The organism is Bradyrhizobium ivorense, from assembly GCF_900696085.1.
Lineage (GTDB): Bacteria > Pseudomonadota > Alphaproteobacteria > Rhizobiales > Xanthobacteraceae > Bradyrhizobium > Bradyrhizobium ivorense.
The window spans coordinates 942,494-965,513 of sequence record NZ_CAADFC020000004.1 but is presented as its reverse complement, the minus strand read 5'-3'; the positions used below and the strand labels follow the sequence as shown (position 1 = coordinate 965,513).

Below are 23,020 nucleotides of genomic sequence, written 5' to 3'. Positions count from 1 at the left end.
CAAACTAGTAGCCAATTTCGGAGGCGCATCCAACCCCAATTCCCTGGCGCGGGAGGGGCGGCGAATGGGGAAATGGTCCTTGGGGCAGGGGCTCGGCCGCGCGTTTCGGGGCGGGATCAGAACCAGTCGAGCATGTTCGACACGATGTAGAGGATCGCGAGCACGAACAGGATGCCGATCAGGAACATCGACACCTCGACGGCGATCGCGCAGACGCCGAGCGTGGCGGACACGCCGGCCAGGAGCTTCTCCTCGCGGAAGATCACCGAGAATACGGCGAACGCGATCGCAAGCAGGCCGAGCGTGATCGCGGCCAGCGAGAAGTTGCCGTGCAGGCGGCTGCCGAGCGATGGCTCGCGGTGCGGCGCCTGGTACTCGACGCCCTTCAGCCGGGCGACGAGGCGGTCCTTCACGCGCGATCCGGTATCGACCACGACCTGATCGACCGGTGGCGGCGGTGCGACCACGGGGATCACCCACTGCGGCAAAATGGCCGCCATCAGCGCCAGCAGGCCGACAATGCTGCCGATGATTCCAAGTCGGCGGTTGTGTGCAATGGAGGCGGTCATCGAAGCTATGTGTCAAAGGTCCGATTGCCCTTTAGTTGCCGCCGGTGTCGGCAAGGTTCATGGGTGATCCGGAACCCCGTGGTATTCAGGCACTCGGGCAGGTTTCACCTGACGATCTGCGTTGCGCGCATCCGGCAATGAACTCACGCGCCGCCGATTGCGACGCGCTTTGCCTTATGCTCGACTGCTTGCGGGAAGCGACAAGAACAAGAAATTCCGGGAGGCGAGAATGGGGTTGAGACTGGCTGCGTGCGTCGCGGCATTGGGCATCGCAGCAATGGCCGCCAGCCCCGCATCGGCGCAGAAGAAGGGCGGTACGCTGCGGCTCTACCACAACGACAATCCGCCCTCGACCTCGCTGCTGGAGGAATCCACCATCGCCTCGGTGATGCCGTTCGCGGCGGTGTTCAACAATCTCGTGGTGTTCGATCCGGCCAAGGTGCACGAATCCATCGACACCGTGATCCCCGATCTCGCCGAGAGCTGGTCGTGGGATTCGACCAGCACCAAACTGACCTTCAAGCTCCGTCACGGCGTGAAATGGCACGACGGCCAGCCGTTCACCGCCAAGGACGTGCAGTGCACGTGGCGGATGCTGATCGGCAAGGCCGAGACCCAGGACTTCAAGCGCAACCCGCGCAAGGTCTGGTACACGAAGCTGCAGGACGTCAGCATCAAAGGCGACGATGAGGCGACCTTCGAACTGACCGAGCCGCAGCCCGGCCTGCTGGCGCTGCTCGCCAGCGCTTTCTCGGTGGTCTATCCCTGCCACGTGCCGCAGCAGGTGATGCGCACCAAGCCGGTCGGCACCGGGCCGTTCAAATTCGTCGAGTTCCGCCGCGGCGATTCCATTCGCCTGGTGCGCAACCCGGATTACTTCAAGAAGGACCGGCCGTATCTCGACGAGATCACGGTGCGGAGCATCGACAGCCGCGCCACGCGGATGCTGGCGTTTTCGACCGGCGACTACGACATCACCTTTCCCTCCGACGTCAGCGTTCCCCTGATGAAGGACGTCAAGGCGCGGGCGCCGAGCGCGATCTGCGAGATGACGGCGACCAACACCCAGATCAATCTCCTGGTCAACCGGGTCAATCCGCCGTTCGACAATCCGGACATCCGCCACGCGATGTCGCTGGCGCTCGACCGCAAGGCCTTCAACACCATCCTGTTCGAGGGCAGTGCGCGGCTCGGCGGCGCGATGCTGGCGAAGCCGGAAGGCGAGTGGGGCATGCCGGCCGAGGTGCTGTCGACGCTGATGGGCTACAGCCCCGATACCGAAAAGAGCCTCACTGAAGCGCAGGCGATCATGCAGAAGCTCGGCTACAGCGACGCCAAGCCGCTGTCGATCAAGATCCAGACCCGCAATCTGCCGACCTACCGCGATCCGGCCGTGATCCTCGCCGACCAGCTCAAGAAGATCTACATCGTGGCCGAGCTGGATATTCTGGACACGCCGCGCTGGTACTCGCGGCTGCAGCGCAAGGATTATACGATCGGCCTCAACGTCACCGGCGTCAGCGTCGACGATCCCGACGGCAACCTGGTCGAAAACTATTCCTGCAACTCCGAGCGCAACTACACCCAGTATTGCAACGCCGACGTCGACAAACTGCTTGCCGCGCAGTCGCGCGAGCTCGACAAGGACAAGCGGAGGAAGCTCGTGTTCGACATCGAGCGCATCCTGGTCGACGATGCGGCGCGGCCGATCATCCTGCACTCATCGGCCGGCAATTGCTGGCAGCCCTATGTGCGGAATTTCCATCCGCACGACAACAGCCAGTACAACAATCTGCGCTTCGAGGATGTATGGCTCGACAAATGACAGATGCGTAGGGTGGGTAGAGCCAACGGGGCCGCGCGTAGCGCTGACCCGTTGGTTCCACCCATCCTACGACGCATCTACTCCTGTCCACGTCCCGCCGGCGCATCGACGAGGAACGCGTCGTCCACGGGCACGCCGAGCGCGGTGACCAGCCGGTTGGTCTCAGCGGCCATGCCGACGATCGCCAGCAGCTCGTGATACTCGGCCTCGGTCATGCCCTTGGCGCGGGCGGCCGCGGTGTGGGAATGAATGCAGTAGCTGCAGCCGTGGGCCACCGAGACTGCGACGTAGAGCATCTCCTTGACCTTCGGATCGAGCGCGCCCGGCGCCATCACCTCCTTGATGCTCTCCCAGGTTCGCCGCAAGGTTTTCGGATCATGCGCCAGCGCGCGCCAGAAATTGTTGACGAAGTCCGATTTGCGCGTGTTGCGGATATCGTCGAAGACGGCGCGCGCCTCCGTGGAAAGTTCGTTATCGGAGAGCAGTTTTACTGTTGCCACGGCTTCTCTCTTTGCACCGGTTTGAAACGACGGCGATCATAGCAGTTCAGGCTCCGATCAGGAGCCCAGAAAATCCAGCAGCGCCGCGTTGAACAGCACGGGATCCTGCAGGAAGGCGAAGTGGCTGGCATTGGGCAGGATCAGCAGGCCGGCGCCCGGAATGGTCGCGGCCATGTATTCGGTATGCTCGCGCTTGATGCCCTCGTCATACTGGCCGTCGGCGATCAGCACCGGCGCGCGGATTGCGCGGAGCTGCTCGTCGGTCCAATTCGGCTGGGTCTCCCACATTTTCTCGATCTGCTGCAGGAACTGGTCATATTCGCCCGGCGTCGGCGAGAGCCGCTCATACTCGGTCTTCGCCCGCGCGATGAATTGCGCGAAGGTCGGGTTCTTGTCGATGTCCGGCTTGAGGCCCGACGTCTGGGTATTGGCGCCGAACGCAAACACGCGGGTGACCCGATCGGGATGGCGCATCGCCATGTCCAACCCGATGATGGCACCGTCGCTCCAGCCGACGATCGCGGCCCGCGGAATCTGCAGATGATCGAGCAGGGCGACGACGTCGTCCGTCATCAGATCGTAGCCGAACGGCTGCGCGTTGCGGGTGCTGCGGCCATGGCCGCGGCTGTCGACGCAAATCACGCGATGCCGGCGCGCCACCTCCGGCACCTGCAGGCCGAAATAGTCGGAATTGGACAGCCCGCCATGGAGAAACACCACCGGGCTTCCTTCACCGGTCTCGACATGGAACAGGCTGATGCCGTTGATCTCGGCGCGTGCGCTGCGCCCTGCGATGGGCGGCGGCGTCGCCGGCAGCATCTGCCAGCGCTCGGCAGCTATGGCGTGCGGGATGCGCGCCAGGCCGAACAGCGCAGTTGCCAGAAAGAGACGTCGGTCCACGGTTCAATCTCCTCAATCGGACGCAGTGGTGCAGCGTCCACAGCTTGGCCGCCGATTGTGGAGGGATAAGGATTCCGGGCGCGTGCCAGGCGATCGCTCTAAAATGTGATCCCGGACGAGGGCAGGAAGGAAACGATCTACTGTCCGTGGAGTGAAGCGGGGCTCCGTCCGATCCCGCCGTTTCGCGGCAATGCGTGCGAGGAGCCAGCTTACCGACGCGATGCAATCGTGGTATGAAGTCGCACTGGAGGATCGCCCGACCGATCTGGCTCAACGGTGATCGGTCGGCGCGAACGATGCACCGCTCGTAGAGCGCACGGTCATGAAGCCGCTGCTGCTGTTCGTGCTTTCCATGGTTACCTTCGCGCGGGACGCGGCCGCAGAGGATGCGGAATGCGTCCGTGAGCGCGGTGCCATGATCGAAACCATCCGGGCCTATGCCCAGTCCGACGCCCGTGCCTTGGGACCGCAGGGCCTGTCGGAGCGGGTCCTTGAGGCCATGAAGCAAACGAAACGCCACCTGTTCATCGCCGAGCGATCTTGTTCCATCGCATACGTGGACGGGCCGGTCCCGATCGGACTCGGACAGACCATATCACAACCTTACATCGTGGCCTTGATGACCCAGTTGGCCGCGGTCGCGCCCGATCATGTCGTGCTCGAAGTCGGTACCGGTTCGGGCTACCAGGCCGCGATCCTTGCGCAGTTGGCGCGAAAGGTTTGCACCATCGAAATCATCCCGCAATTGGCCGAAGGCGCCGCGAAAACACTCAAGAAGCTCGCGTATGACAATGTGAGCGTCAGGCTCGGCGACGGCTATGATGGCTGGCCCGAATGCAGTCCCTTTGACGCCATCGTCGTGACCGCAGCGCTCGGGGAGGTGCCGCCGCCTCTGATCGAGCAGCTAAGAGTGGGTGGCCGGCTGGTGATGCCGGTAGGGGCCGGTTACAGCACTCAGCAACTCACGGTCGTCGAGAAGATCGCCCCCGGCAAGACGGCGACGCGCGCGGTCGCCCTCGTGCGCTTCGTACCCTTCACACGTTCAAATGATTAGCAGTTGCCGACCGTGGTCACCCTTCAAACGAAGGTTGGCGTTCAAACTTGACTCGGTAGGCTGGCCGCCAGCATGAGGAGGCGGCCGTTGAAAACTGCGCTCCCAAACAGTCTTGAGGCAGTCCGACTGGATACCCCGAACGTCCCGGGTGCGAGAACGTTTATCGTGTTGATGAACATGGCTCATCGAGCGCCCACCCCACATGAACACCGATTCAACAAGTTACGTGAAAAAGACCGATCTTCCTCGCACGCGAGCCGTTGAACGTTTGAATCGCCTCGGGAGTCGGCTGCAATAGGACCGTGCAACTCCTCTTCGCAAGATAGGCTTCGGCTTCCTGCGATAGATGCACATTTCCGAATTGGCCCGTGCCCAAAATCAGCTGCTTGCATCCGTCCTCGAAGACGAACTTCGCTTCGTCCTTCGAGACGATATGCGAGGTGCCGTAGTATTTCTTCGACAGCTTTTTCTTCCGTTTCGTCACTTCGCCGGACAGGCGAATGATCACGTCGTGTTCATAGGTCTTTCCGTCAATCGTGATACTGCCGAATGTGGTGCCTTCGATTTCCATGGCATGACCTCCTCATGATCGCGGCACAAAGCCCGGTTTCTTCCGCGGCAGACGAACCTGGTATCGAAGCATCATGGCCCAAAACAGTGCAGATATGCCTCCTTTCGATGAAGGATTGTGCTACCCGCGCACGGGTGTTGAAATCGCGACGGCCGCAATCGATCACGCCGCGCAGAGGCTCGTCGTGAAATCCGAAGCCGCTACGGAAGCTCGGATATCAGCTTGGTCCACTCCGCCTCGGGCCAGGCACGTGAGGTGCTGGTACGCACGTTTCCCTGAGAACCGATTGCAAGCGCGAATTTTGTGACGTGGTCGCCGAGAGGCGCTTCGGCGATGACAAGGATGTCATGCGCGCCGGAGGTAAGATAAACCTCCTTGAGCTCGACCCCGAATTTCTTAGCGAGCTCTTTCGCCGCCGCGCTGCGCTTGGGAGCATCCTTGACAGCCCGAATTCCCTGGTCGGTCCAGTTGATCGTCAATACGAATGTCGCCATGTCGTCCTCCAAGGGTTGCACATCCCTTGCTTGCCGCATACGCGCGGCAGGCCAACCTGCTCCATGTGGAAGTTGAGGTCGCGCCACAAAGGTCGGCGCTGCTTTCAGAATGCGATGCCTGCCGACGGCATGATCGCTGCCCGTTCCATCAAACGGCGACCTCGGCCCGTCCCGTCTTCACGGCAGCTCGTCACAGACTACGCCATATCGTGTGCTCGAAAAAGAGGACTCCGCATCGTCATCGGAGGCGCGGTGTCGACTCTAGGCGCCGCAGCAAGCGTTCGACACTACATCGACGGCCATCTGGTGCCGGTCAGGTGTGGGTGTAGTCGCCGGGCTTCAATCCGAGCGCCTTGACGGCGGCTTCCGGAAGCGGCCCCCACGCTTCGACGCTTTCATTCGGGGCCATCATGTCCGCAATAATCGCCGTGGCCTTGGCCGGATCCCCTTCAGCCACGAAGAAGACCGAGCGAACCGGCGGGCCGCCGTCCAACGGCGCAGTTGTTACCAGGACAACCTGACCATTTGCCATGCTCTCATATACCGCTATCGCGGTGCGGTTTCCACGATCGCGTCAGTCGATCTCCGTTAACCTGGTATTGCGTCGTCCCAGCACGAACACCAAATGATCGACATGGGAGGCGGGATCGCTCCAGGAGTGAGAGCGTGGCCAGCAAAAGGGCAAACGAAGAGCTCCCCGTGATTGCGCGCTTTGAGGTGCGCCGCCGCAATTGCCTCGCGCCGGACGGTTCGGCGGTCCGGCCGCTGCCCGCCTTCGCCGCTGATGCCAAGCTGCTCGTCGAGCTTTACCGGTCCATGGTGCTGCTGCGCCTGTTTGATCGAAAGGCTGTTGCATTGCAGCGCACCGGTCGGCTGGGAACCTATGCCGTTTCGCTGGGCCAGGAGGCGGTATCGGTCGGAGTAGCGAGTGCGATGCGGGAAGAGGACGTCCTGCTACCCTCCTATCGCGACAATGGCGCGTTGCTCTGGCGTGGTGTCAGGCTGGAGGAGATATTGCTGTTCTGGGGCGGCGACGAACGGGGCAATCAATTCTCCGGTCCAGTCCACGATTTCCCGTTTTGCGTTCCCGTCGGATCGCAGGCGCCGCATGCCGCGGGCGTCGCCTATGCCTTGAAGCTGCGCAAGGAGCCGCGTGTCGCCGTATGTCTGTTCGGCGACGGCGCCACCTCGAAAGGCGATGTTTACGAGGCAATGAATTTTGCCGGCGCACACAAATTGCCGGTTGTGTTCGTCGCCACCAACAATCAATGGGCCATATCGGTACCGTTGCGGCTTCAGACCGGTTCTGAAACGCTGGCGCAGAAGGCCATCGCCGCAGGCTTCAGCGGCGAGCAGGTGGACGGGAATGACGTGGTGGCCATGCGCGCCGCCGCCGAGGAAGCCATTGCCGCTGCTCGCAACGGCACAGGCCCTCGCTTCATCGAAGCGGTCACCTACCGGCTCGGCGATCACACGACCTCCGATGATGCATTGCGCTATCGCTCGCCTGAAGAAGTCCAGGCGCATTGGAAGGAAGAGCCGCTTGCGCGCTTCCGGTCATATCTCGTGGGCCAGAAGATGTGGACCAAGGCGGACGAGGAGCGGCTTGCCGCCGAGTGCCATGAGCGCATCGAGGCGGCGGTCGAGTGCTATCTGTCAACGCCGCCGCGCCGACCCGAAACCATGTTCGACAACCTTTATGCCGATCTGCCCGAGACGTATGTCGCGCAGCGGCACGAACTCGCGGGAGAGGACGATGCCTGAGGTCACGTTGGTCGAAGCCATCAATCTGGCGCTCGGCCGCGCGATGGAGGATGATCCCGATGTGGTCGTGCTTGGCGAAGATGTCGGCCTCAATGGCGGCGTGTTCCGCGCCACCGTGGGCTTGCAAGAGCGCTTCGGTTCGGAGCGCGTTCTCGATACGCCGCTTGCCGAACTCCTGATCAGCGGGCTCTGCGTCGGCATGGCGGCGCAGGGGCTGAAACCCGTCGGCGAAATCCAGTTCATGGGATTTCTCTACCCCTGCCTCGATCAACTGGTGAACCATGCATCCCGAATGCGCAACCGGACCCAGGGACGGCTCACCTGTCCGATGGTTCTGCGCACGCCGCATGGCGCGGGAATCCGTGCACCCGAGCATCATTCCGAAAGCACCGAGGCGATGCTGGCCCACATACCCGGCTTGCGTGTGGTCATGCCTTCGTCGCCGGACCGCGCCTATGGACTTCTGCTCGCCGCGATCCGCGATCCCGATCCCGTGGTGTTTCTGGAACCGACGCGGCTCTACCGCGCGGCGAAAGGCGAGGTCGAGGATAATGGCGAAGCCTTGCCGCTGGATCTCGCCTTTGTCCTGCGGGAAGGTCGCGACGTCACGCTGATCAGCTGGGGCGCGATGGTGAAGGAAACGATGGCCGCCGCCGAAGCACTTTCTGCCGAGCGCATTGCTGCCGAGGTCATCGATCTCGCCACCCTCAAGCCCTATGACGAAAATACCGTGCTTGGTTCGGTCGCAAAGACCGGACGCTGCGTCATCGTGCATGAGGCGGCGCACACCGGCGGATTTGGCGCGGAGATCGCAGCCCTGGTCGCCGAGCGCGGCCTGTCCTCCCTGCTTGCACCCGTGATCCGCGTCACCGGCTACGACACGATCGTGCCGATGGCGCGTCTTGAGCAACACTACATGCCTTCGGTCGAACGCATCGTGACCGCAGCCCGGAAGGCATGCCAGTACAACTGAACTCCAACGGACCTGTCCCATGCGCCAGTTCATGTTGCCGGATCTTGGCGAGGGTCTTGAAGAAGCGGAAATCGTCACCTGGTACGTCAACGAAGGCGACCACGTCGTCACCGACCAGCCGCTCGTTTCTGTCGAGACCGACAAGGCGGTGGTCGAGATACCGTCGCCGTCGAGCGGACGCATCGCGCACCTGTTCGGCGCCAAGGGCGACATCGTGAAGGTCGGCGCGCCGCTCGTGGAGTTTGCCGAGGGTGCCGAGCAGGACACCGGCACGATTGTCGGCGAGCTCGCTACAGGCGAGGAGCAGCCGGCGGCCGCTACCCGTTCTGAGTCGCCTGCGCGGCCGGACGCTCAAGCATTTCCGGCGGTGCGTGCACTCGCACGCAAGCTCAACGTCGCGCTTGATCTCGTCGAAGCGACGGGGCCGGGCGGCACCATCACCCGGGCCGATGTCGAGCGGGCTGCGAAGCGGATGTCTCACAGCGGGCCGGCTGAGCCCCTGCGCGGTTTGCGGCGCGCGATGGCCCAGCGCATGGCGGCTGCGCATGCCGAAATCGTCCCTGCCACAGTCACTGATGAAGCCGATATCGAGGATTGGCGGCAGGGCGAGGATGTGACGATCCGGCTGGTGCGCGCCATCGCCGCCGCCTGCAAGGCTGAGCCTGCGCTCAATTCCTGGTATCATTCCGACACTGCAGAGCGGCGTCTGATCGAACGCATCGATCTCGGTATCGCCGTCGACACCGGAGGCGGCCTCATCGTTCCGGTGTTGCGCAACGTCGCGGAGCGGAGCGTAACGGACTTGCGGGCGGGACTCGACCGCCTGCGGGCTGACGCAATCGCGCGCTCGATACCCCCGGAAGAGCTGCGCGGTGCGACGATCACGCTGTCGAACTTCGGAATGATCGGTGGCCGGTTCGCCAATCTGGTCATCGTGCCGCCGCAGGCGGCAATCATAGGCGCCGGCCGGATTTCGAATCGGGTGATCGCACACCGGGGGCAGCCTGCAGTCAGACGCGTGCTGCCGTTGTCGCTCACCTTCGACCATCGGGTGGTGACGGGCGGCGAAGCTGCCCGCTTCCTGGTCGTCCTCAAGTCCGACCTCGAACTGACCTCGTGAGCCACCCAGTTCTGCGCCGCGCATCGCGGAGGCGGCTTACGACTGCGTCTGGCTCTGCCACTGCCCGGGACGCCCGGCCTGGTCGACCTTGACGGCAACCGTCAGCGTTTCGTTGCCGCCGCCGTAGCGGGTGCCGCGCACCGGCGCGGCGCCGAGATAGTCGAGGCCGATCGCGACGCGGGCGTGGGCGTCGGTGGTGCAGATGCCGTTGGCGGCATCGAAGCCGACCCAGCCGAGATCGGGCACGAACGCCTCGGCCCAGGCATGGCCGGCCTGCTGGTTGACCATGCCGTCGGAGCGCAGGAAGTGGCCGGAGACGAACCGCGCCGGCACGCCGCCGGCGCGCGCGCAGGCGATCAGGATGTGCGCGTAGTCCTGGCAGACGCCGCGCTTCAGCGCGAACGCCTCGGAGGCCGAGGTCGCGCTGGTGGTCGGATCCTCGTCGAAGGTCATATGCTCGTAGATCTGCACCATCAGCGCGTGCAGAAAGCCGAGCACGTCGCCGTCGGCTTCCGCGCGCAAATCACGCACGAACGTCGACATCGCCGGGTTGAGATCGGTGAGTGGCGTCGGGCGCAGGAATAGGCTCGGCGGAAACCGCTCGTCGCTGCCGCGCAGCACGCCGCCGGTGTCGTGGGTCTCGATCAGGCCTTCGCAGTGGATGGTGAGGTCGGTGATCGGTCCATGCGTGAGCACATGAGTGAGGTTGCCGAACGCGTCCTCATGGCTGTCGAGTCGGGAATCGGTCGAGACGTCGATCTGCCAGTCCGCGACATACTGCCCGTCATGGCTGCCCGGCGTCATCCGCAGGATCTGGATCACGTTCGAGGCCGCCGGCTCGTAGCGATAGGTGGTGGTATGGGCTATCCGCAGGCGCATGGCACCAGGTCCGAATTGAAGGCAGCGGCGACGTAGTCGCTACATCAGATACTGCTTGGCGATGATTTCGCCCAGCCGCGAGTTATCCGCAAGGAATTCCTGGATGAACTCGTGCACGCCGTGCTGGAAGATATCGTCCATATGGCTGTGTTCAAGCCGGTTCCGGATGCCGCGGGCGTGGCGCTGGGCGGCGCCCTGGCGGCCATAGGCGACCCCGATCTGGTCGAGATTGCGCACCAGATTGCTGTAGCAGCTGGCAAGCGACCGCGGCAGCGTGTCGTTGAGGATCAGCAAGTCGGCGATCAGCCAGGGTTTCAGGGTTTCCCGGTAGACCCAGTGATAGGCCGTGGTCGCCGACACCGAGCGCAGGATCGAGGTCCACTGGTAGTAGTCCAGGGGACCGCCGACATGCTCCTCCTCGGGCAGCAGCACGTGGTACTTCACGTCGAGAATGCGCGCGGTGTTGTCGGCGCGCTCGAGATGCACCCCGAGCCGCGAGAACCAATAGGCGTCGTTGCGCAGCATGGTCCGGTAGGCCGAGCCGTCGAAGCGCAGCGAGGTCTCCTGCACGAAGCGGAGAAATTTGGCCAGTTCCTCGCGGTTGGCGGGCGCCTTGTTCCAGACCGCCTGCAGTTCGATCCAGGCCGAGTTGATGGTGTCCCACATCTCCGACGTCAGCGCGGTGCGCACCGAGCGCGAGTTCAGCCGCGCGGCCTCGATGCAATTGCGGATCGAGGAAGGGTTTTCCGGCGAGAACGAGAGGTATTCGACGACGCTCTCCGCGTTGGCTTCCTTGTAGTGGTTGTAGAAATTCGCACCGACCCCGGCGGTCAGCAGCGCGGAATCCCACTCATTGGTCTTGCCGATATAGGCCGCCGGCAGCGCGGTGACGCGCAAGGTCGCGTCGATGGTGCGTGCAAGGTATTCGGCGCGCTCGACATAGCGGGCCAGCCAGAACAGGTTTTCGGCGGTGCGCGACAGCATCCGGCAATCCTCACAAAGCGTGACGCATTTCGAGTTCACCTCCCCCTGAAAGGGGGAGGTCGGCGCGCAGCGCCGGGTGGGGGTCTTCTCTCCATTCGGCGTATGCGGCCGACCCCCATCCCGACCTTCCCCCTTGCAGGGGGAAGGGGTACTTCCGTGCCAAGCTCTGCTTCAAATCACTCACTCAATATCCAGGTGTCCTTGGTGCCGCCGCCCTGGCTCGAATTGACCACGAGCGAGCCTTCCTTCAGTGCCACCCGGGTGAGACCGCCGGGCACGATGGTGGTGTGGCTCGAGCCGGTCAGCACGAACGGGCGGAGGTCGACATGGCGCGGCGCCAGCCCCTTGTCGGTGCAGGTCGGGCAGGTCGACAGCGCCAGCGTCGGCTGCGCGATAAAGCCCTCCGGCTCGCGCTTGAGCTTGTCGCGGAACGCCTCGATGGTCGCCTTGGTGGCGGCGGGGCCGATCAGCATGCCGTAGCCGCCGGAGCCGTGCACCTCCTTGACGACGAGGTCGGCGAGGTTGTCGAGCACATAGGACAGATCCTGCGCCTCGCGGCAGCGCCAGGTCTGCACGTTCTTCAGGATCGGCTCCTCGCTGAGGTAGAATTTCACGATGTCGGGCATGTAGGAGTAGATCGCCTTGTCGTCGGCGATCCCGGTGCCGACGGCGTTGGCGAGCGTGATGTTGCCGGCGGCATAGGCCGACATCAGGCCGGGCACGCCGAGCGCGGAATCCGGCCGGAAGGTGAGGGGATCGAGGAAGTCGTCGTCGACGCGGCGGTAGATCACGTCGACCCGCTTCAGCCCCTCGGTGGTGCGCATGAACACCTCGTCGTTCTTGACGATGAGGTCGCGGCCCTCGACCAGCTCGATGCCGAGCTTGTCGGCGAGGAACGAGTGCTCGTAATAGGCCGAGTTGTAGACGCCCGGCGTCATCAGCGCGACCGTCGGCTCGGCCGAGGCACTGTGCGGCGCCACCGAGCGCAGCGCCGAGAGCAGTTCGTCCGGATAGCGCTCCACCGGGGCGACGCGGTGGCGGGCGAACAGGTCCGGAAACAGCCGCATCATGATCTCGCGGTTTTCCAGCATGTAGGACACGCCGGACGGCGTGCGCGCATTATCCTCCAGCACGATGAAGTTTTCGGCGTCGGTGCGGATGATGTCGATGCCGGCGATATGGACGTAGATGTCGTGCGGCACGTCCTGGCCGTTCATCTCCGGCCGGAACACCGGGTTCTGGAAGATCAGGTCCTCGGGGATGATGTCGGCGCGCAGGATGTCGCGGCCGTGATAGATGTCCTTGAGGAACAGGTTGAGCGCGAGCACGCGCTGCTTCAGGCCCGTTTCCAGCAGCGTCCATTCGCTGGCCGACATGATCCGCGGGATCACGTCGAACGGGATCAGCCGCTCCTGGGCTTCGGCGTCGCCATAGACCGCGAAGGTGATGCCGATCCGCCGGAACAGCAGTTCGGCCTCCTGGCGGCGATATTCCAGCGCATCCGGCGGCGTCTCCTTGAGCCAGCGGGACAGCTCCTGGTAGGCCGGGCGCAGATCCTCGCCGAGGCCGTTCATCTCATCGAACGCAGCTGCCATAAGTCTCGACTGCCCTCCCAAGCCACGTGACACAGTGCATGAGTTGAGGTGTGGGTAGCAAGGGGCGGGCCAGCGCGATATGCATTGGCCTGTGGCATCTGCCGGGGGATAGCTCGGCGAGCTGCCCGAAAAACCGGCTGAGCTCTGCTTAATTCGGCGGCAAAATCCCGTGACATCAAGCCGTTGGATCGGCAAAGTCAGGGGGCAAGTTAAGGAAATGAGACCATGAGCGAGATCGTCACGGCAGGGCTTCTGGTGATCGGCGACGAGATCCTGTCCGGCCGGACCAAGGACAAGAATATCGGCTTCATCGCCGAATACCTGACCAACATCGGGATCGACCTGAAGGAAGTCCGCGTCGTCGCCGACGAGGAGGCCGACATCGTGGCCGCCCTTGATGCGCTGCGGCATAGATACACCTATGTCTTCACCACCGGCGGCATCGGGCCCACCCATGACGACATCACCGCCGACAGCGTGGCGAAAGCGTTCGGGGTCGACATCCACCATCACCCCGAGGTGGTGGCGCGGTTCAGGGAGCGCTGGAGCGGACAGGACCTCAACGAGGCCCGGCTGCGTATGGCGCGTGTGCCCGACGGCGCCGAGCTGATCCAGAGCGCGACCATTCTGGCGCCCGGGTTCAAGCTCGGCAATGTCATCGTGATGGCCGGCATCCCCAGCATCATGCAGGCGATGATGGACATCGTGGCGCCGACCCTGAAATCCGGCGTGCGGATGCTGTCGGATTCGGTGCGGGCCGATGCGCGCGAAGGCGATATCGGCGGTCCGCTGCGGGCGATCGCGCTGGCGCATCCTGACACCATCATCGGCAGCTATCCGTTCCAGGACGAGAACCAGAAGCCGAACACCAATCTGGTGGTGCGCTCGCGGGATCCGGACAAGCTGGCCGCTGCGATGGCGGAGGTGAAGGAGATGCTGAAGCAGCTGCATGCCGCGCAGAACAAACCGGCGGTGGGTTGATATGGCCGATAAGCCTTCCGATCAGATCGCACAGGAGCGCGCCGGCCGGCCGTTTCCGGTCTCATGGGATCAATTCCACCGCGATTGCCGGGCGCTGACCTGGCGGCTCAATGAGGTCGGGCCGTTCCATGCGGTGATTGCGATCACGCGCGGCGGGCTGGTGCCAGCCGCGATCGTGGCGCGCGAACTCGGCTTGCGCGTGATCGACACGGTCTGCATCGCCAGCTACGACCACGACAAGCAGGGTGACCTGAAGGTGCTCAAGGGCATTTCGGAGCAAACAGCAAAACTCGGCGGCGGCACCGGCAAGGGTCTTCTGATCGTCGACGACCTCGTCGACACCGGCAAGACCGGCAAACTGGTCCGCGAGCTGCTGCCCGACGCGCATTTTGCGACCGTCTACGCCAAGCCGAAGGGACGCCCGCTGGTCGACACCTACATCACCGAGGTGTCGCAGGATACCTGGATCTACTTCCCGTGGGACACCGCGCTGTCGTTCCAGCCGCCGATCCGCGACGGCGCGGCCTAGAGAGTCACCTCGCCCCGCTTGCGGGGAGAGGTCGGATCGCATGCAGCGAAGCGGAATGCGATCCGGGTGAGGGGGACTCACCGCGAGCCCAATGCTCACCGACCTTGCGGAACGCCCCCTCATCCCGACCTTCTTCCCGCAAGCGGGGAGAAGGAGAAAACAAGATGCCCCTGCAAAACCGCGTCACACCGACCGGCGAGATCGTCGCCACAGAACATCGCGGCACCTTCACCGGCAATCGCGGCATCATCCATGATCCCGCGACGCGGACGCTGCTAAACAAGCGTTGGTCGACGCCGGCCTGGCTCACCTGTGTCTGCGAGTTCAGGGGACGGCGACGCGAGGTGATGAGCCGGCAAAGCTGGACCGAGCTGTTCTTCCTCGACGAGGCCACTGCGTTTGCGGCGGGGCACCGGCCCTGCTTCTACTGCCGCCGCGACGATGCAAAACGGTTTCGTGCCGCCTGGGAGACGGCCAACGGCGTCAGCGATCTCAAGGTCAAGGCGATGGACGCGGTGCTGCATGCCGAACGGCTCGATCGCCGCAACAAGCGGCTGCATCCGCTGCCGATGCCGCTGCATCAATTGCCCGATGGCACGATGGTGCAGGCGGACGGGCAGAGCTATCTCGTCGTTGATGGTGCCACGCTGCGTTGGTCGTTCGCGGGCTACAGCCGGGCTGATGTAACGGACGACGTCATGCTGTTGACGCCGCCCTCGACGGTGCGGGCGTTTCAGGCCGGCTACCGGCCGGTGCTGCATCCGAGTGCTGCACTTTAGGCTCTGCGCTTTAGGCTCCCTCTCCCCGTTCTTTACGGGGAGAGGGGCGGGGTGAGGGGGCTGGCCCCGCATGCTCCGTTGACGGATGGATTTTCGGAGACTCCCCCTCACCCGAAATTCAAGCTTCGCTTGAATTTCGACCTCTCCCCGCAAGCGGGGAGAGGTGCAGCGCGACTACGCCAGCTGCTGCCGCGCCAGCTTTGCGCCGGCGCCGAGCGCGACCAGCTTCGCTTCCGCGATGTCCCGCCGCATCGGCGCCATGCCGCAATTGGTGGTCGCGATGATGTTGCTCTTCGGCACGAATTTCGACACGGCCTCGATCACCTTGACCACGTCCTCCGCAGTCTCGACCTCGTCGCTGGCGACGTCGATCACGCCGGCCTGCACGATCTTGCCGGGCAGCGCCGCCAGCAATTCCAGCGGCACCTTGGAATTGCGGCACTCGATCGCGACCTGCTGGATCGCGCTCTTGTCGATCACCGGAAACGTCTCTTCGTACTGCCGCCACTCGCCGCCGAGCGTCTGTTTCCAGTCGGTGTTGGCCTTGATGCCGTAGCCGTAGCAGATGTGAACCGCGGTGGCGCAGGTCAGTCCCTCGGCGGCGCGCTCCAGCGCCTTGATGCCCCAGTCGCGGACCTCGTCCATGTAGACGTTGAAGGCGGGCTCGTCGAACTGGATCATGTCGACGCCGTCGGCCTGCAGCGCCTTGGCTTCCTGGTTCAACAGCTCGGCGAAGGCGAACGCCATCTTGACGCGGTCGCCGTAATACTGGTCGGCGATGGTGTCGATGATCGTCATCGGGCCGGGCAGGGTGAACTTCAGCCTGTTCGTCGTATGGGCGCGCGCGACCCGCGCCTCGCTTTCATGGACGCGGCCCTTCAGCTGCAGCGGCGCCACCACCTGCGGCACCATGGCTTTGTAGCGGTCCTTGCGGATGCCCATCTCGACCTTGTGGGCGAAGTCGATGCCCTCGATCTTTTCCAGGAAGCCGTGCACGAAATGCTGGCGAGCCTGCTCGCCCTCGGTGACGATGTCGACGCCGGCATCCTCCTGCAGCTTGACCGCGAGCATGGTGGCGTCGCGCTTGGCGCGGACGAGCTCGGCGCCCACCGACCTCCAGGGCGCCCACAGCACATTCGGCTCCGCCAGCCATTCCGGCTTGGGCAGGGATCCGGCGATCGTGGTTGGAAACAGCATGGGAGCCTCCCGGACGGTTCGGATTGAGCGCCTGTCTGCCATGTCCTATGCTCGCCGTACAGAACAACAAAAATCTGTGTGACGGGGAATAAAAACGCCGATGATCGACCTGCACTACGCGCCGACGCCGAACGGCTGGAAAATCTCGATCATGCTGGAGGAACTGGGGCTGCCCTACACGGTCATCCCGGTGAACATCCGCGCCGGCGAGCAGTTTCGCCCCGAGTTCCTGGCGATCAGCCCGAACAACCGAATTCCTGCGATCGTCGACCATGCGCCCGCCGACGGCGGCGGGCCGTTCTCGGTGTTCGAGACCGGCGCGATCCTGATCTATCTCGCCGACAAGACCGGGCGCTTCCTATCCAAGGAGTTGCGTGCGCGTTCGACCGTCATCCAATGGGTGATGTGGCAGATGGGCGGGCTCGGGCCGATGCTCGGCCAGCACGGCCATTTCGCGCTCTATGCGGCGGAGAAGATTCCCTACGCCATCGAGCGCTACCGCGACGAGACGGCGCGGCTCTACGGCGTGCTCGACCGCCAGCTCGGCAAGACCGGCGCCTATATCGCCGGCGGCGATTATTCGATTGCCGACATCGCCTGCTTCCCCTGGACCATGACCCACAAGGCGCAGGGCTTTACCCTCGACGACTTCCCGAACATCAAGCGCTGGTACGCCATCGTGCGCGCGCGCCCGCAGGTGCAGGCCGGGCTTGCGATCGGCAAGTTCGTCAAGGAGCCGTTCGACGAGGAGTCGCGCAAGAACATGTTCGGCGCGAGGGCGAAGGAGTTGAGTGGAAAAACGGAAGTACCGTCATCCTGAGGTGCGAGCCTCTTCGGCGAGCCTCGAAGGATGAATCGGCCCGGCTGGTGGCCGTCGATCCTTCGAGGCTCGCAAGAGCTCGCACCTCCAGCGACAAAGGCAAAGCCTTTGCGCGGGGATGGCGGAGATGCAGCACTGCAAACACGATAAAAGGAAACGCCATGATCGAATTCTTCTTCGACTGCTCCAGCCCCTGGACCTATCTCGCCTGGCACAACATCCAGCCGCTGGCGAAGGAATTTGGCACGGCGATCAGCTGGCGGCCGATCCTGGTCGGCGGCATCTTCAACACCGTCAATCCGTCGGTCTATGCGCAGCGCGAGACGCCGGTGCCGCTGAAGGCGCGCTACATGAAGAAGGACCTCGGCGACTGGGCCCGCTCGGCGGGGCTCGCGATCAAGATGCCGCCGACGGTGTTTCCGGTGAACAGCGTCAAGGCGATGCGCGGCTGCATCTGGCTCGGCAACGAGGCGATGGTGCCGTTCGCCCGCGCCGTGTTCGAGGCCTATTGGGGCGACGACAAGGACATCTCGCAGGACGCGGTGCTGGGCGAGATCTGCGCCAAGGTCGGGATCGATCCGGCGAAGTTTTTTGCCGGCATCGGCGATCAGGCGATCAAGGATCAGCTCAAGGCCAACACCGACGAGGTGATGGCGCGCGGCGGCTTCGGCTCGCCGACCATCTTCATCGGCAAGACCGACATGTATTTCGGCAACGACCGCCTGCCGCTGATCCGCGAGGCGTTGGCCCGCAGCAAGGCGAGCGCCGCCTGATGCCGAAAGCCGTCGTTTGCCGCGAGCTCGGACCGCCCGAGCGATTGCAGCTTGAGAGCTTTGCTTCGGCGCCGCTGAAGCCGGGCGAGGTGCGGGTCGCGATCCGCGCCGCCGGGATCAATTTCCCCGACATCTTGATGGCTGCGGGCGAGTATCAGCTCAAGCCGCCGCTGCCGTTCACCCCGGGCTCGGAAGCATCAGGCGATGTCGTCGAGGTCAACGAGGCCGCGGGCGTCGCCGTCGGCGACAAGGTGATCGTCAAGATGCGCTTCGGCGCCTATTGCGACGAGACGGTGGCGACGCCTTCGCAGCTCGTGCCGGTGCCCTCGACCTTCGACTATGCGGAGGGCGCGACGTTTCTGGCCGCGCATGGCACCGCCTATCACGCGCTGATCGACCGCGGCCAGATCAAGCCGGGCGAGGTGCTGCTGGTGCACGGCGCCGGCGGCGGCGTCGGGCTCGCCGCCGTCGAGATCGGCAAGCTGCTCGGCGCCACCGTGATCGCGGCCGCCTCGAGCGAGGAGAAGCTCGCGATCGCCAAGGCGCGCGGCGCGGATCATCTCGTGCTTTACGCGCGCGAGCCGTTCCGCGACGCGGTCAAGCGCCTCACCGACGGCCGCGGCGCCGACGTCGTGTTCGATCCAGTCGGCGGCGAAGTGTTCGAGAACTCGATGCGCTGCATCAACTGGGGCGCGCGAATCCTGGTGGTCGGTTTCACCGGCGGCATCGGGCTGGCACGGACCAATCTCCTGATGATTAAGGGCGCCAGCGTGCTCGGTGTCCGCGCCGGCGAGGCGGTGCGGAAAGACCCCGCGCTCGGCGAGGTCAGGATCAAGGCGCTCAGCGAGTGGGCCGAGGCCGGCAAGGTCCGGCCGAACATCTCGCACCGCCTGCCGCTGGAGGATTTTGCGAGGGCGATGCGGCTGCTTATCGAGCGCAAGGCGATCGGGCGCGTGGCGCTGATCACTCGGTAGAAGTACGTATATTGCGCGCGCTATGCGCATCGCGTGCTCAAAACTTGAGCCGCGGTGCCCAAAGGCTTTTTTACCAATCGGCCGTACTCATGATTCAACGGGAATTTTGAATCATGTTGAAAAACACCAGGATACTTTATCGTATTGCCTTTTCCGCTCTGCTGCCTCTGATCGCCTTCGCTGCACTGGCGATCTACGACATCTCGGCGAAGTGGTCCGTGCGAGCCGACATCGCCCAAATGCAGCCGATCGCCGAGGGCGTCGGCAAGCTTAGCCGCCTGGTGCATCAGCTGCAGCGCGAGCGCGGCCTGTCGTCGGCCTATCTCGCCAGCAAGGGCGCTCAGATGCGAACGGAGCTCGGCGAACAGCGCAAGCATACCGACGCCGAGCGGGCGGTCGCCGCGCCGGTGCTTGCGGACCTGAAGCGATCGGGAACCGTGGAACTTGCCGCGGCTGCGCAGGCCGCGCAGGACGGCCTCGACAAGCTCGAGCCCCGTCGCACCGAGATCGATGCTCTCGCCATCGCGCCGCCCGCCGCGGTGGGCTATCTCACCGACACGATCGGCCGGCTGATCACGGTGATCACCGGTATCGCGAAGCTCAGCAGCGATGACGAAATCTCGAAGTCGATTGCAGCTTACGCCAATTTGATCGAGGGCAAGGAGCGCGCCGGGCAGGAGCGTGCGGCGGTTGCCGGCGGTATTGCGGCGGGCCGCTTCGAACCTCAACTCTACGTGCGTGCTATCGGTCTCGCCGCTGCGCAGGAAGGCTTCTTCAGCGCGTTCCGCGCAGTGGGCACACGCCAGGCGCGCGAGCTGTTCAGCGGGACGATGTCAGGTCCGGCGATCGATACGTTCAACGCCATGCGCAGGACCGTGGAGCAGGGCGGGCTCGTCGGCGACTTCAAGTCGCTCGACAGCAAGTCGTGGTTCGACGCCGCCACGGTCCGGATCGACATGCTCAAGAGCGTCGAGGATGGCCTGGCCGCTGAGTTGGCGCGCCTGATGACGGACAAGAAGGAAGAGGCGACGATGAGCCTCGACCTGGTTGCCGGCATGATGCTGCTGGCTTTGCTGCTGGGATCATTGGCGGTGCTGGCGATGGCACGCAGCATCACTGGCCCGATCAACACGCTGGCATCCAACATGACCGGGCTCGCGGAAGGGCGCCTCGATCTGCAGGTCGGCGCCACCGACCGTGGCGACGAGATCGGCGTGATGGCGCGCGCCGTGCAGTTTTTCAAGGAAAGCATGATCCGCGCGGCCGAGCTCGCCGCGAAGGACGCCGAGGCCGTCAACCAGCGCACGGCCCGTGCCGCGCGCGTCGGTGACCTGACTGACCGGTTCCACGACGATATCGGTGTCGTCATCGACTCCGTGATCACGGCGTCGTCGCAGCTCGAAGCGACAGCTGCGCAGATGAGCAAAAGTGCCGACATCACCAGCAGTCAGGCGGCAAGCGTCGCCGAAGCGACGCATGCGGCGTCCGGCAACATGCAGACCGTCGCCGCAGCGACCGAGGAGTTGTCGGGCTCGGTCAGCGAGATCGGGCGTCAGGTGACGCAGTCGGCGCAGATTGCGCAGCGGGCGGCGGCCGACGGGCGGCGCACCAACGAGACGGTGCAGGGCCTTTCCGCCGCTGCGGAGAAGATCGGTGACGTCGTCAAGCTGATCAGCGAGATCGCCAGCCAGACTAATCTTCTGGCGCTCAATGCCACGATCGAAGCGGCCCGTGCCGGCGACGCCGGCCGCGGCTTCGCAGTGGTCGCCGCCGAAGTCAAGACACTGGCGGAGCAGACCGCCAGGGCGACCGACGATATCCGCGCGCAGATCGGCGCAATCCAGATGACATCAGGTGACGTCGTCACCGCAATCCGCGGCATGACGGCCACGATCGACGAGATCAACGAGATCGCCTCGTCGATCGCCAGCGCCGTGGAAGAGCAGGGCGCAGCGACCCAGGAAATCGCCCGCAACGTGCAGCACGCGGCCGAGGGAACCGGCGACATCTCGGCCAATATCAGCGTGGTCACGGGCTCGGCGAACGAATCCGGGCGGGCCGCCAGCCGGGTGCTCGGCGCGTCGGAAGAGCTGTCGCTTCAATCGGCGCGGATGCGAAGCCAGGTCGAGAGCTTCATCAACAGCATCAAGGCTGCCTGATCACCGCGCGTCTTTTGCAAACTGCCCGTCCCGCAGGAACGCGATCGTCTGCGCGATCGCGCCCCTATTGCGCACCAGCCAGGGATGCGAGCTGCGGATCACGATGTGATCGGCCATGCCGTCGAGTTTGGTGTTGGCCACTGACACCCGTCCGTCATGCGGCCGCGGCAGCATCACCGAGGTGATCGGATAGATCGAGCGGCTGCCGGCGATGATGCCGAGCGGATAGTCGGGTCGCGGCAGCAGCGCGGCGGTAGCGGCGTCGCGCAGCGTGCCGAGCTGTTGGCCGGCCGGGCCGAAGAAGGCGCGATAGGCGGAAAAATCCTTCAGGCGGTCGGCGATCTCGCTGCCGCCGTTCGGCGTGCCCAGCATCACGACGCGGCCGAGCCGCGGCGGGCGATGTCTTGCAAGATAGACGCGGGCGAGCAGACCGCCCATGGAATGGCAGACGAAATGCACCGCGCCGCCGCGGCCGTTCGCGAACAACTCGATCGCAGGATGGATGTCTTCGGCCAGCGCATCGAGCGGTTTGCGCCGGCTGTCATAGTCGAGGTTGAGGGTGGCAAAGCCTGCGGCCTCAAGCGCCAGCTCCATCCGGCGGAACGAGCGCGCCGTCCTGCTGATGCCATGCAGCAGGACGACGCCATCGGATGCAGACGCCTCGGGAGGCCGTTCGTTCACTTATACTCGCGCTCTGGCCACCACGGGAAATAGTCGGGCATGTCCGAGGAGACCTTGTTCTTGAACTGCGCCGGGCGTTTTTCCAGGAACGACACCACGCCTTCCTTGACGTCGTCGGAGCGGCCGCGGGCATAGATGCCGCGGCTGTCGACCTTGTGCGCCTCCATCGGATCGTCGGCGCCCATCATCCGCCACATCATCTGGCGGATCAACGCCACCGACACCGGTGCGGTCTTCGCCGCGAACTCCTTTGCGAGCGCGCGCGCCGTCGGCAGCAGATCGTCCGGCGGCACCACCTTGCTGATGAGCCGGCCGGCAAGCGCTTCCTGCGCCGGGAACACGCGGCCCGAGTAGCACCATTCCAGCGCCTGCGAGATGCCGACGATGCGCGGCAGGAACCAGCTCGAGGCGGCCTCCGGCACGATGCCGCGCTGCGAGAACACGAAGCCGAAACGCGCGGCCTCCGACGCGATGCGGATATCCATCGCAAGCTGCATGGTGACGCCGATGCCGACCGCCGGGCCGTTCACCGCGGCGATCACAGGCTTCAGGCACTTGAAGATGCGCAGCGTCACCTGGCCGCCGCCGTCGCGCACCTGCGGATCGCTGTAGTCGACGCTGCCGTCGGCATTGCGTTTGACCGGGCCGCGCCGCGCGTCGCGATCGAAGGTGTTGGCGCCGGAGGAGAGGTCGGCGCCGGCGCAGAAGCCGCGGCCGGCGCCGGTGACGATGATCGCCCTGACGTCGTCGTCCTTGTCGGCCTTGTCGAACGCGTCGATCAGCTCCTGCTGCATCGTGGCGTTGAAGGCGTTGAGCTTGTCGGGCCGATTGAGCGTGATGGTGAGAATCTGCTCGGCGACCTCGTACTTGATCGTCTCATACGCCATGGGGATGATTTC

24 protein-coding genes are annotated in these 23,020 nt (G+C 64.4%); 12 read left to right on the top strand and 12 right to left on the bottom strand.

From position 1 onward, the window contains the following. Positions 1-116: 116 nt before the first annotated feature. The gene (locus tag CI41S_RS05255; RefSeq protein WP_139857708.1) at positions 117-569 is read right to left on the bottom strand and encodes a hypothetical protein; all 453 of its coding nucleotides are present in this window, start codon (positions 567-569) and stop codon (positions 117-119) included. Between the two features lie 229 nt (positions 570-798). Between CI41S_RS05255 and CI41S_RS05250 the strand changes: the two genes are divergently transcribed. Next, positions 799-2,394: an ABC transporter substrate-binding protein gene (locus CI41S_RS05250; protein ID WP_139857707.1), complete on the top strand. Its 1,596-nt coding sequence runs from the start codon at positions 799-801 to the stop codon at positions 2,392-2,394. Positions 2,395-2,471: 77 nt separating this feature from the next. Here CI41S_RS05250 and CI41S_RS05245 read toward each other — a convergent pair whose 3' ends face one another. Continuing rightward, positions 2,472-2,894 (bottom strand): carboxymuconolactone decarboxylase family protein, encoded by a 423-nt coding sequence (locus tag CI41S_RS05245; protein ID WP_139484483.1) that lies wholly within the window; start codon positions 2,892-2,894, stop codon positions 2,472-2,474. Between the two features lie 57 nt (positions 2,895-2,951). Beyond that, entirely contained in the window at positions 2,952-3,794 is an 843-nt protein-coding gene (locus tag CI41S_RS05240; RefSeq protein ID WP_430649997.1) for an alpha/beta fold hydrolase, read from the bottom strand. 322 nt (positions 3,795-4,116) lie between these two features. Here CI41S_RS05240 and CI41S_RS05235 point away from each other — a divergent pair, with 322 nt between their 5' ends. Continuing rightward, positions 4,117-4,848: a protein-L-isoaspartate(D-aspartate) O-methyltransferase gene (locus tag CI41S_RS05235; protein ID WP_139857706.1), complete on the top strand. Its 732-nt coding sequence runs from the start codon at positions 4,117-4,119 to the stop codon at positions 4,846-4,848. Between the two features lie 214 nt (positions 4,849-5,062). Here CI41S_RS05235 and CI41S_RS05230 read toward each other — a convergent pair whose 3' ends face one another. The 3 genes from CI41S_RS05230 to CI41S_RS05220 all read right to left on the bottom strand — a co-directional run bounded on the left by CI41S_RS05230 (position 5,063) and on the right by CI41S_RS05220 (position 6,445). Beyond that, the gene (locus CI41S_RS05230) at positions 5,063-5,419 is read right to left on the bottom strand and encodes an Mth938-like domain-containing protein (protein ID WP_139484485.1); all 357 of its coding nucleotides are present in this window, start codon (positions 5,417-5,419) and stop codon (positions 5,063-5,065) included. A gap of 200 nt (positions 5,420-5,619) precedes the next feature. After that, a complete protein-coding gene (locus tag CI41S_RS05225; RefSeq protein ID WP_172626983.1) occupies positions 5,620-5,913 on the bottom strand; it encodes a GYD domain-containing protein in 294 nt (97 codons plus the stop codon). Positions 5,914-6,226: 313 nt separating this feature from the next. Beyond that, positions 6,227-6,445 (bottom strand): hypothetical protein, encoded by a 219-nt coding sequence (locus CI41S_RS05220; protein ID WP_139484487.1) that lies wholly within the window; start codon positions 6,443-6,445, stop codon positions 6,227-6,229. A gap of 134 nt (positions 6,446-6,579) precedes the next feature. Between CI41S_RS05220 and pdhA the strand changes: the two genes are divergently transcribed. Genes pdhA through CI41S_RS05205 form a run of 3 tightly spaced genes read left to right on the top strand, consistent with a single transcriptional unit; the run spans position 6,580 to position 9,770 of the window. Beyond that, a complete protein-coding gene (gene pdhA, locus CI41S_RS05215; protein ID WP_139857705.1) occupies positions 6,580-7,677 on the top strand; it encodes a pyruvate dehydrogenase (acetyl-transferring) E1 component subunit alpha in 1,098 nt (365 codons plus the stop codon). Beyond that, positions 7,670-8,650, top strand: a complete 981-nt coding sequence (locus tag CI41S_RS05210; protein WP_139858573.1) for an alpha-ketoacid dehydrogenase subunit beta — start codon at positions 7,670-7,672, stop codon at positions 8,648-8,650. The genes pdhA and CI41S_RS05210 overlap by 8 nt, the downstream gene beginning before the upstream one ends. A gap of 19 nt (positions 8,651-8,669) precedes the next feature. After that, positions 8,670-9,770, top strand: coding sequence for a dihydrolipoamide acetyltransferase family protein (locus tag CI41S_RS05205; RefSeq protein WP_139857704.1), 1,101 nt, complete (start codon positions 8,670-8,672; stop codon positions 9,768-9,770). A 36-nt stretch (positions 9,771-9,806) separates the two neighbouring features. On the opposite strand, the gene CI41S_RS05200 is transcribed toward CI41S_RS05205, so the two are convergent. The 3 genes from CI41S_RS05200 to CI41S_RS05190 form a co-directional block, all read right to left on the bottom strand. Continuing rightward, positions 9,807-10,649 carry a transglutaminase family protein gene (locus CI41S_RS05200; RefSeq protein ID WP_139857703.1) on the bottom strand — a complete coding sequence of 281 codons (843 nt, stop codon included), beginning with the start codon at positions 10,647-10,649 and terminating at the stop codon, positions 9,807-9,809. A gap of 39 nt (positions 10,650-10,688) precedes the next feature. Beyond that, positions 10,689-11,633, bottom strand: coding sequence for an alpha-E domain-containing protein (locus CI41S_RS05195; protein WP_139857702.1), 945 nt, complete (start codon positions 11,631-11,633; stop codon positions 10,689-10,691). A gap of 176 nt (positions 11,634-11,809) precedes the next feature. Further along, on the bottom strand, positions 11,810-13,228 hold the full coding sequence (locus tag CI41S_RS05190; protein WP_139857701.1) for a circularly permuted type 2 ATP-grasp protein: 1,419 nt from the start codon (positions 13,226-13,228) through the stop codon (positions 11,810-11,812). A gap of 225 nt (positions 13,229-13,453) precedes the next feature. Between CI41S_RS05190 and CI41S_RS05185 the strand changes: the two genes are divergently transcribed. From CI41S_RS05185 to CI41S_RS05175, 3 genes are all read left to right on the top strand, one after another. Next, entirely contained in the window at positions 13,454-14,209 is a 756-nt protein-coding gene (locus tag CI41S_RS05185; protein WP_139857700.1) for a competence/damage-inducible protein A, read from the top strand. A gap of 1 nt (position 14,210) precedes the next feature. Continuing rightward, complete coding sequence (gene gpt / locus CI41S_RS05180; RefSeq protein WP_139857699.1) at positions 14,211-14,738, top strand: xanthine phosphoribosyltransferase; 528 nt, start codon at positions 14,211-14,213, stop codon at positions 14,736-14,738. A 164-nt stretch (positions 14,739-14,902) separates the two neighbouring features. Further along, a complete protein-coding gene (locus CI41S_RS05175; RefSeq protein ID WP_139484495.1) occupies positions 14,903-15,517 on the top strand; it encodes a hypothetical protein in 615 nt (204 codons plus the stop codon). A 174-nt stretch (positions 15,518-15,691) separates the two neighbouring features. Here CI41S_RS05175 and CI41S_RS05170 read toward each other — a convergent pair whose 3' ends face one another. Beyond that, positions 15,692-16,714 carry a methionine synthase gene (locus tag CI41S_RS05170; protein WP_139857698.1) on the bottom strand — a complete coding sequence of 341 codons (1,023 nt, stop codon included), beginning with the start codon at positions 16,712-16,714 and terminating at the stop codon, positions 15,692-15,694. A gap of 100 nt (positions 16,715-16,814) precedes the next feature. Between CI41S_RS05170 and CI41S_RS05165 the strand changes: the two genes are divergently transcribed. From CI41S_RS05165 to CI41S_RS05150, 4 genes are all read left to right on the top strand, one after another. After that, entirely contained in the window at positions 16,815-17,534 is a 720-nt protein-coding gene (locus tag CI41S_RS05165) for a glutathione binding-like protein (RefSeq protein ID WP_139857697.1), read from the top strand. Positions 17,535-17,695: 161 nt separating this feature from the next. Next, positions 17,696-18,307 carry a 2-hydroxychromene-2-carboxylate isomerase gene (locus tag CI41S_RS05160; protein WP_139857696.1) on the top strand — a complete coding sequence of 204 codons (612 nt, stop codon included), beginning with the start codon at positions 17,696-17,698 and terminating at the stop codon, positions 18,305-18,307. Beyond that, entirely contained in the window at positions 18,307-19,281 is a 975-nt protein-coding gene (locus CI41S_RS05155) for an NADPH:quinone oxidoreductase family protein (protein WP_139857695.1), read from the top strand. Before CI41S_RS05160 ends, CI41S_RS05155 begins: the two co-directional genes overlap by 1 nt. Before the next feature lie 113 nt (positions 19,282-19,394). Continuing rightward, on the top strand, positions 19,395-21,440 hold the full coding sequence (locus CI41S_RS05150) for a methyl-accepting chemotaxis protein (RefSeq protein ID WP_139857694.1): 2,046 nt from the start codon (positions 19,395-19,397) through the stop codon (positions 21,438-21,440). Here CI41S_RS05150 and CI41S_RS05145 read toward each other — a convergent pair whose 3' ends face one another. Beyond that, positions 21,441-22,121, bottom strand: a complete 681-nt coding sequence (locus CI41S_RS05145; RefSeq protein WP_139857693.1) for an alpha/beta hydrolase — start codon at positions 22,119-22,121, stop codon at positions 21,441-21,443. Then, the gene (locus tag CI41S_RS05140) at positions 22,118-23,008 is read right to left on the bottom strand and encodes a crotonase/enoyl-CoA hydratase family protein (protein ID WP_139484501.1); all 891 of its coding nucleotides are present in this window, start codon (positions 23,006-23,008) and stop codon (positions 22,118-22,120) included. The genes CI41S_RS05145 and CI41S_RS05140 overlap by 4 nt, the downstream gene beginning before the upstream one ends. Between the last annotated feature and the right edge of the window lie 12 nt (positions 23,009-23,020).

Excerpts from the sequence above, each read along its gene's own strand:
- CI41S_RS05235 (WP_139857706.1), top strand. The coding sequence starts at position 4,117 with ATGAAGCCGCTGCTGCTGTTCGTGCTTTCCATGGTTACCTTCGCGCGG.
- CI41S_RS05170 (WP_139857698.1), bottom strand. The coding sequence starts at position 16,714 with ATGCTGTTTCCAACCACGATCGCCGGATCCCTGCCCAAGCCGGAATGG.
- CI41S_RS05175 (WP_139484495.1), top strand. The coding sequence starts at position 14,903 with ATGCCCCTGCAAAACCGCGTCACACCGACCGGCGAGATCGTCGCCACA.
- CI41S_RS05140 (WP_139484501.1), bottom strand. The coding sequence starts at position 23,008 with ATGGCGTATGAGACGATCAAGTACGAGGTCGCCGAGCAGATTCTCACC.
- CI41S_RS05195 (WP_139857702.1), bottom strand. The coding sequence starts at position 11,633 with ATGCTGTCGCGCACCGCCGAAAACCTGTTCTGGCTGGCCCGCTATGTC.
- gpt (WP_139857699.1), top strand. The coding sequence starts at position 14,211 with ATGGCCGATAAGCCTTCCGATCAGATCGCACAGGAGCGCGCCGGCCGG.
- CI41S_RS05220 (WP_139484487.1), bottom strand. The coding sequence starts at position 6,445 with ATGGCAAATGGTCAGGTTGTCCTGGTAACAACTGCGCCGTTGGACGGC.
- CI41S_RS05200 (WP_139857703.1), bottom strand. The coding sequence starts at position 10,649 with ATGCGCCTGCGGATAGCCCATACCACCACCTATCGCTACGAGCCGGCG.
- CI41S_RS05185 (WP_139857700.1), top strand. The coding sequence starts at position 13,454 with ATGAGCGAGATCGTCACGGCAGGGCTTCTGGTGATCGGCGACGAGATC.
- CI41S_RS05210 (WP_139858573.1), top strand. The coding sequence starts at position 7,670 with ATGCCTGAGGTCACGTTGGTCGAAGCCATCAATCTGGCGCTCGGCCGC.
- CI41S_RS05150 (WP_139857694.1), top strand. The coding sequence starts at position 19,395 with ATGTTGAAAAACACCAGGATACTTTATCGTATTGCCTTTTCCGCTCTG.
- CI41S_RS05230 (WP_139484485.1), bottom strand. The coding sequence starts at position 5,419 with ATGGAAATCGAAGGCACCACATTCGGCAGTATCACGATTGACGGAAAG.
- CI41S_RS05255 (WP_139857708.1), bottom strand. The coding sequence starts at position 569 with ATGACCGCCTCCATTGCACACAACCGCCGACTTGGAATCATCGGCAGC.
- CI41S_RS05225 (WP_172626983.1), bottom strand. The coding sequence starts at position 5,913 with ATGGCGACATTCGTATTGACGATCAACTGGACCGACCAGGGAATTCGG.
- CI41S_RS05165 (WP_139857697.1), top strand. The coding sequence starts at position 16,815 with ATGATCGACCTGCACTACGCGCCGACGCCGAACGGCTGGAAAATCTCG.
- CI41S_RS05160 (WP_139857696.1), top strand. The coding sequence starts at position 17,696 with ATGATCGAATTCTTCTTCGACTGCTCCAGCCCCTGGACCTATCTCGCC.
- CI41S_RS05250 (WP_139857707.1), top strand. The coding sequence starts at position 799 with ATGGGGTTGAGACTGGCTGCGTGCGTCGCGGCATTGGGCATCGCAGCA.
- CI41S_RS05205 (WP_139857704.1), top strand. The coding sequence starts at position 8,670 with ATGCGCCAGTTCATGTTGCCGGATCTTGGCGAGGGTCTTGAAGAAGCG.
- CI41S_RS05190 (WP_139857701.1), bottom strand. The coding sequence starts at position 13,228 with ATGGCAGCTGCGTTCGATGAGATGAACGGCCTCGGCGAGGATCTGCGC.
- CI41S_RS05155 (WP_139857695.1), top strand. The coding sequence starts at position 18,307 with ATGCCGAAAGCCGTCGTTTGCCGCGAGCTCGGACCGCCCGAGCGATTG.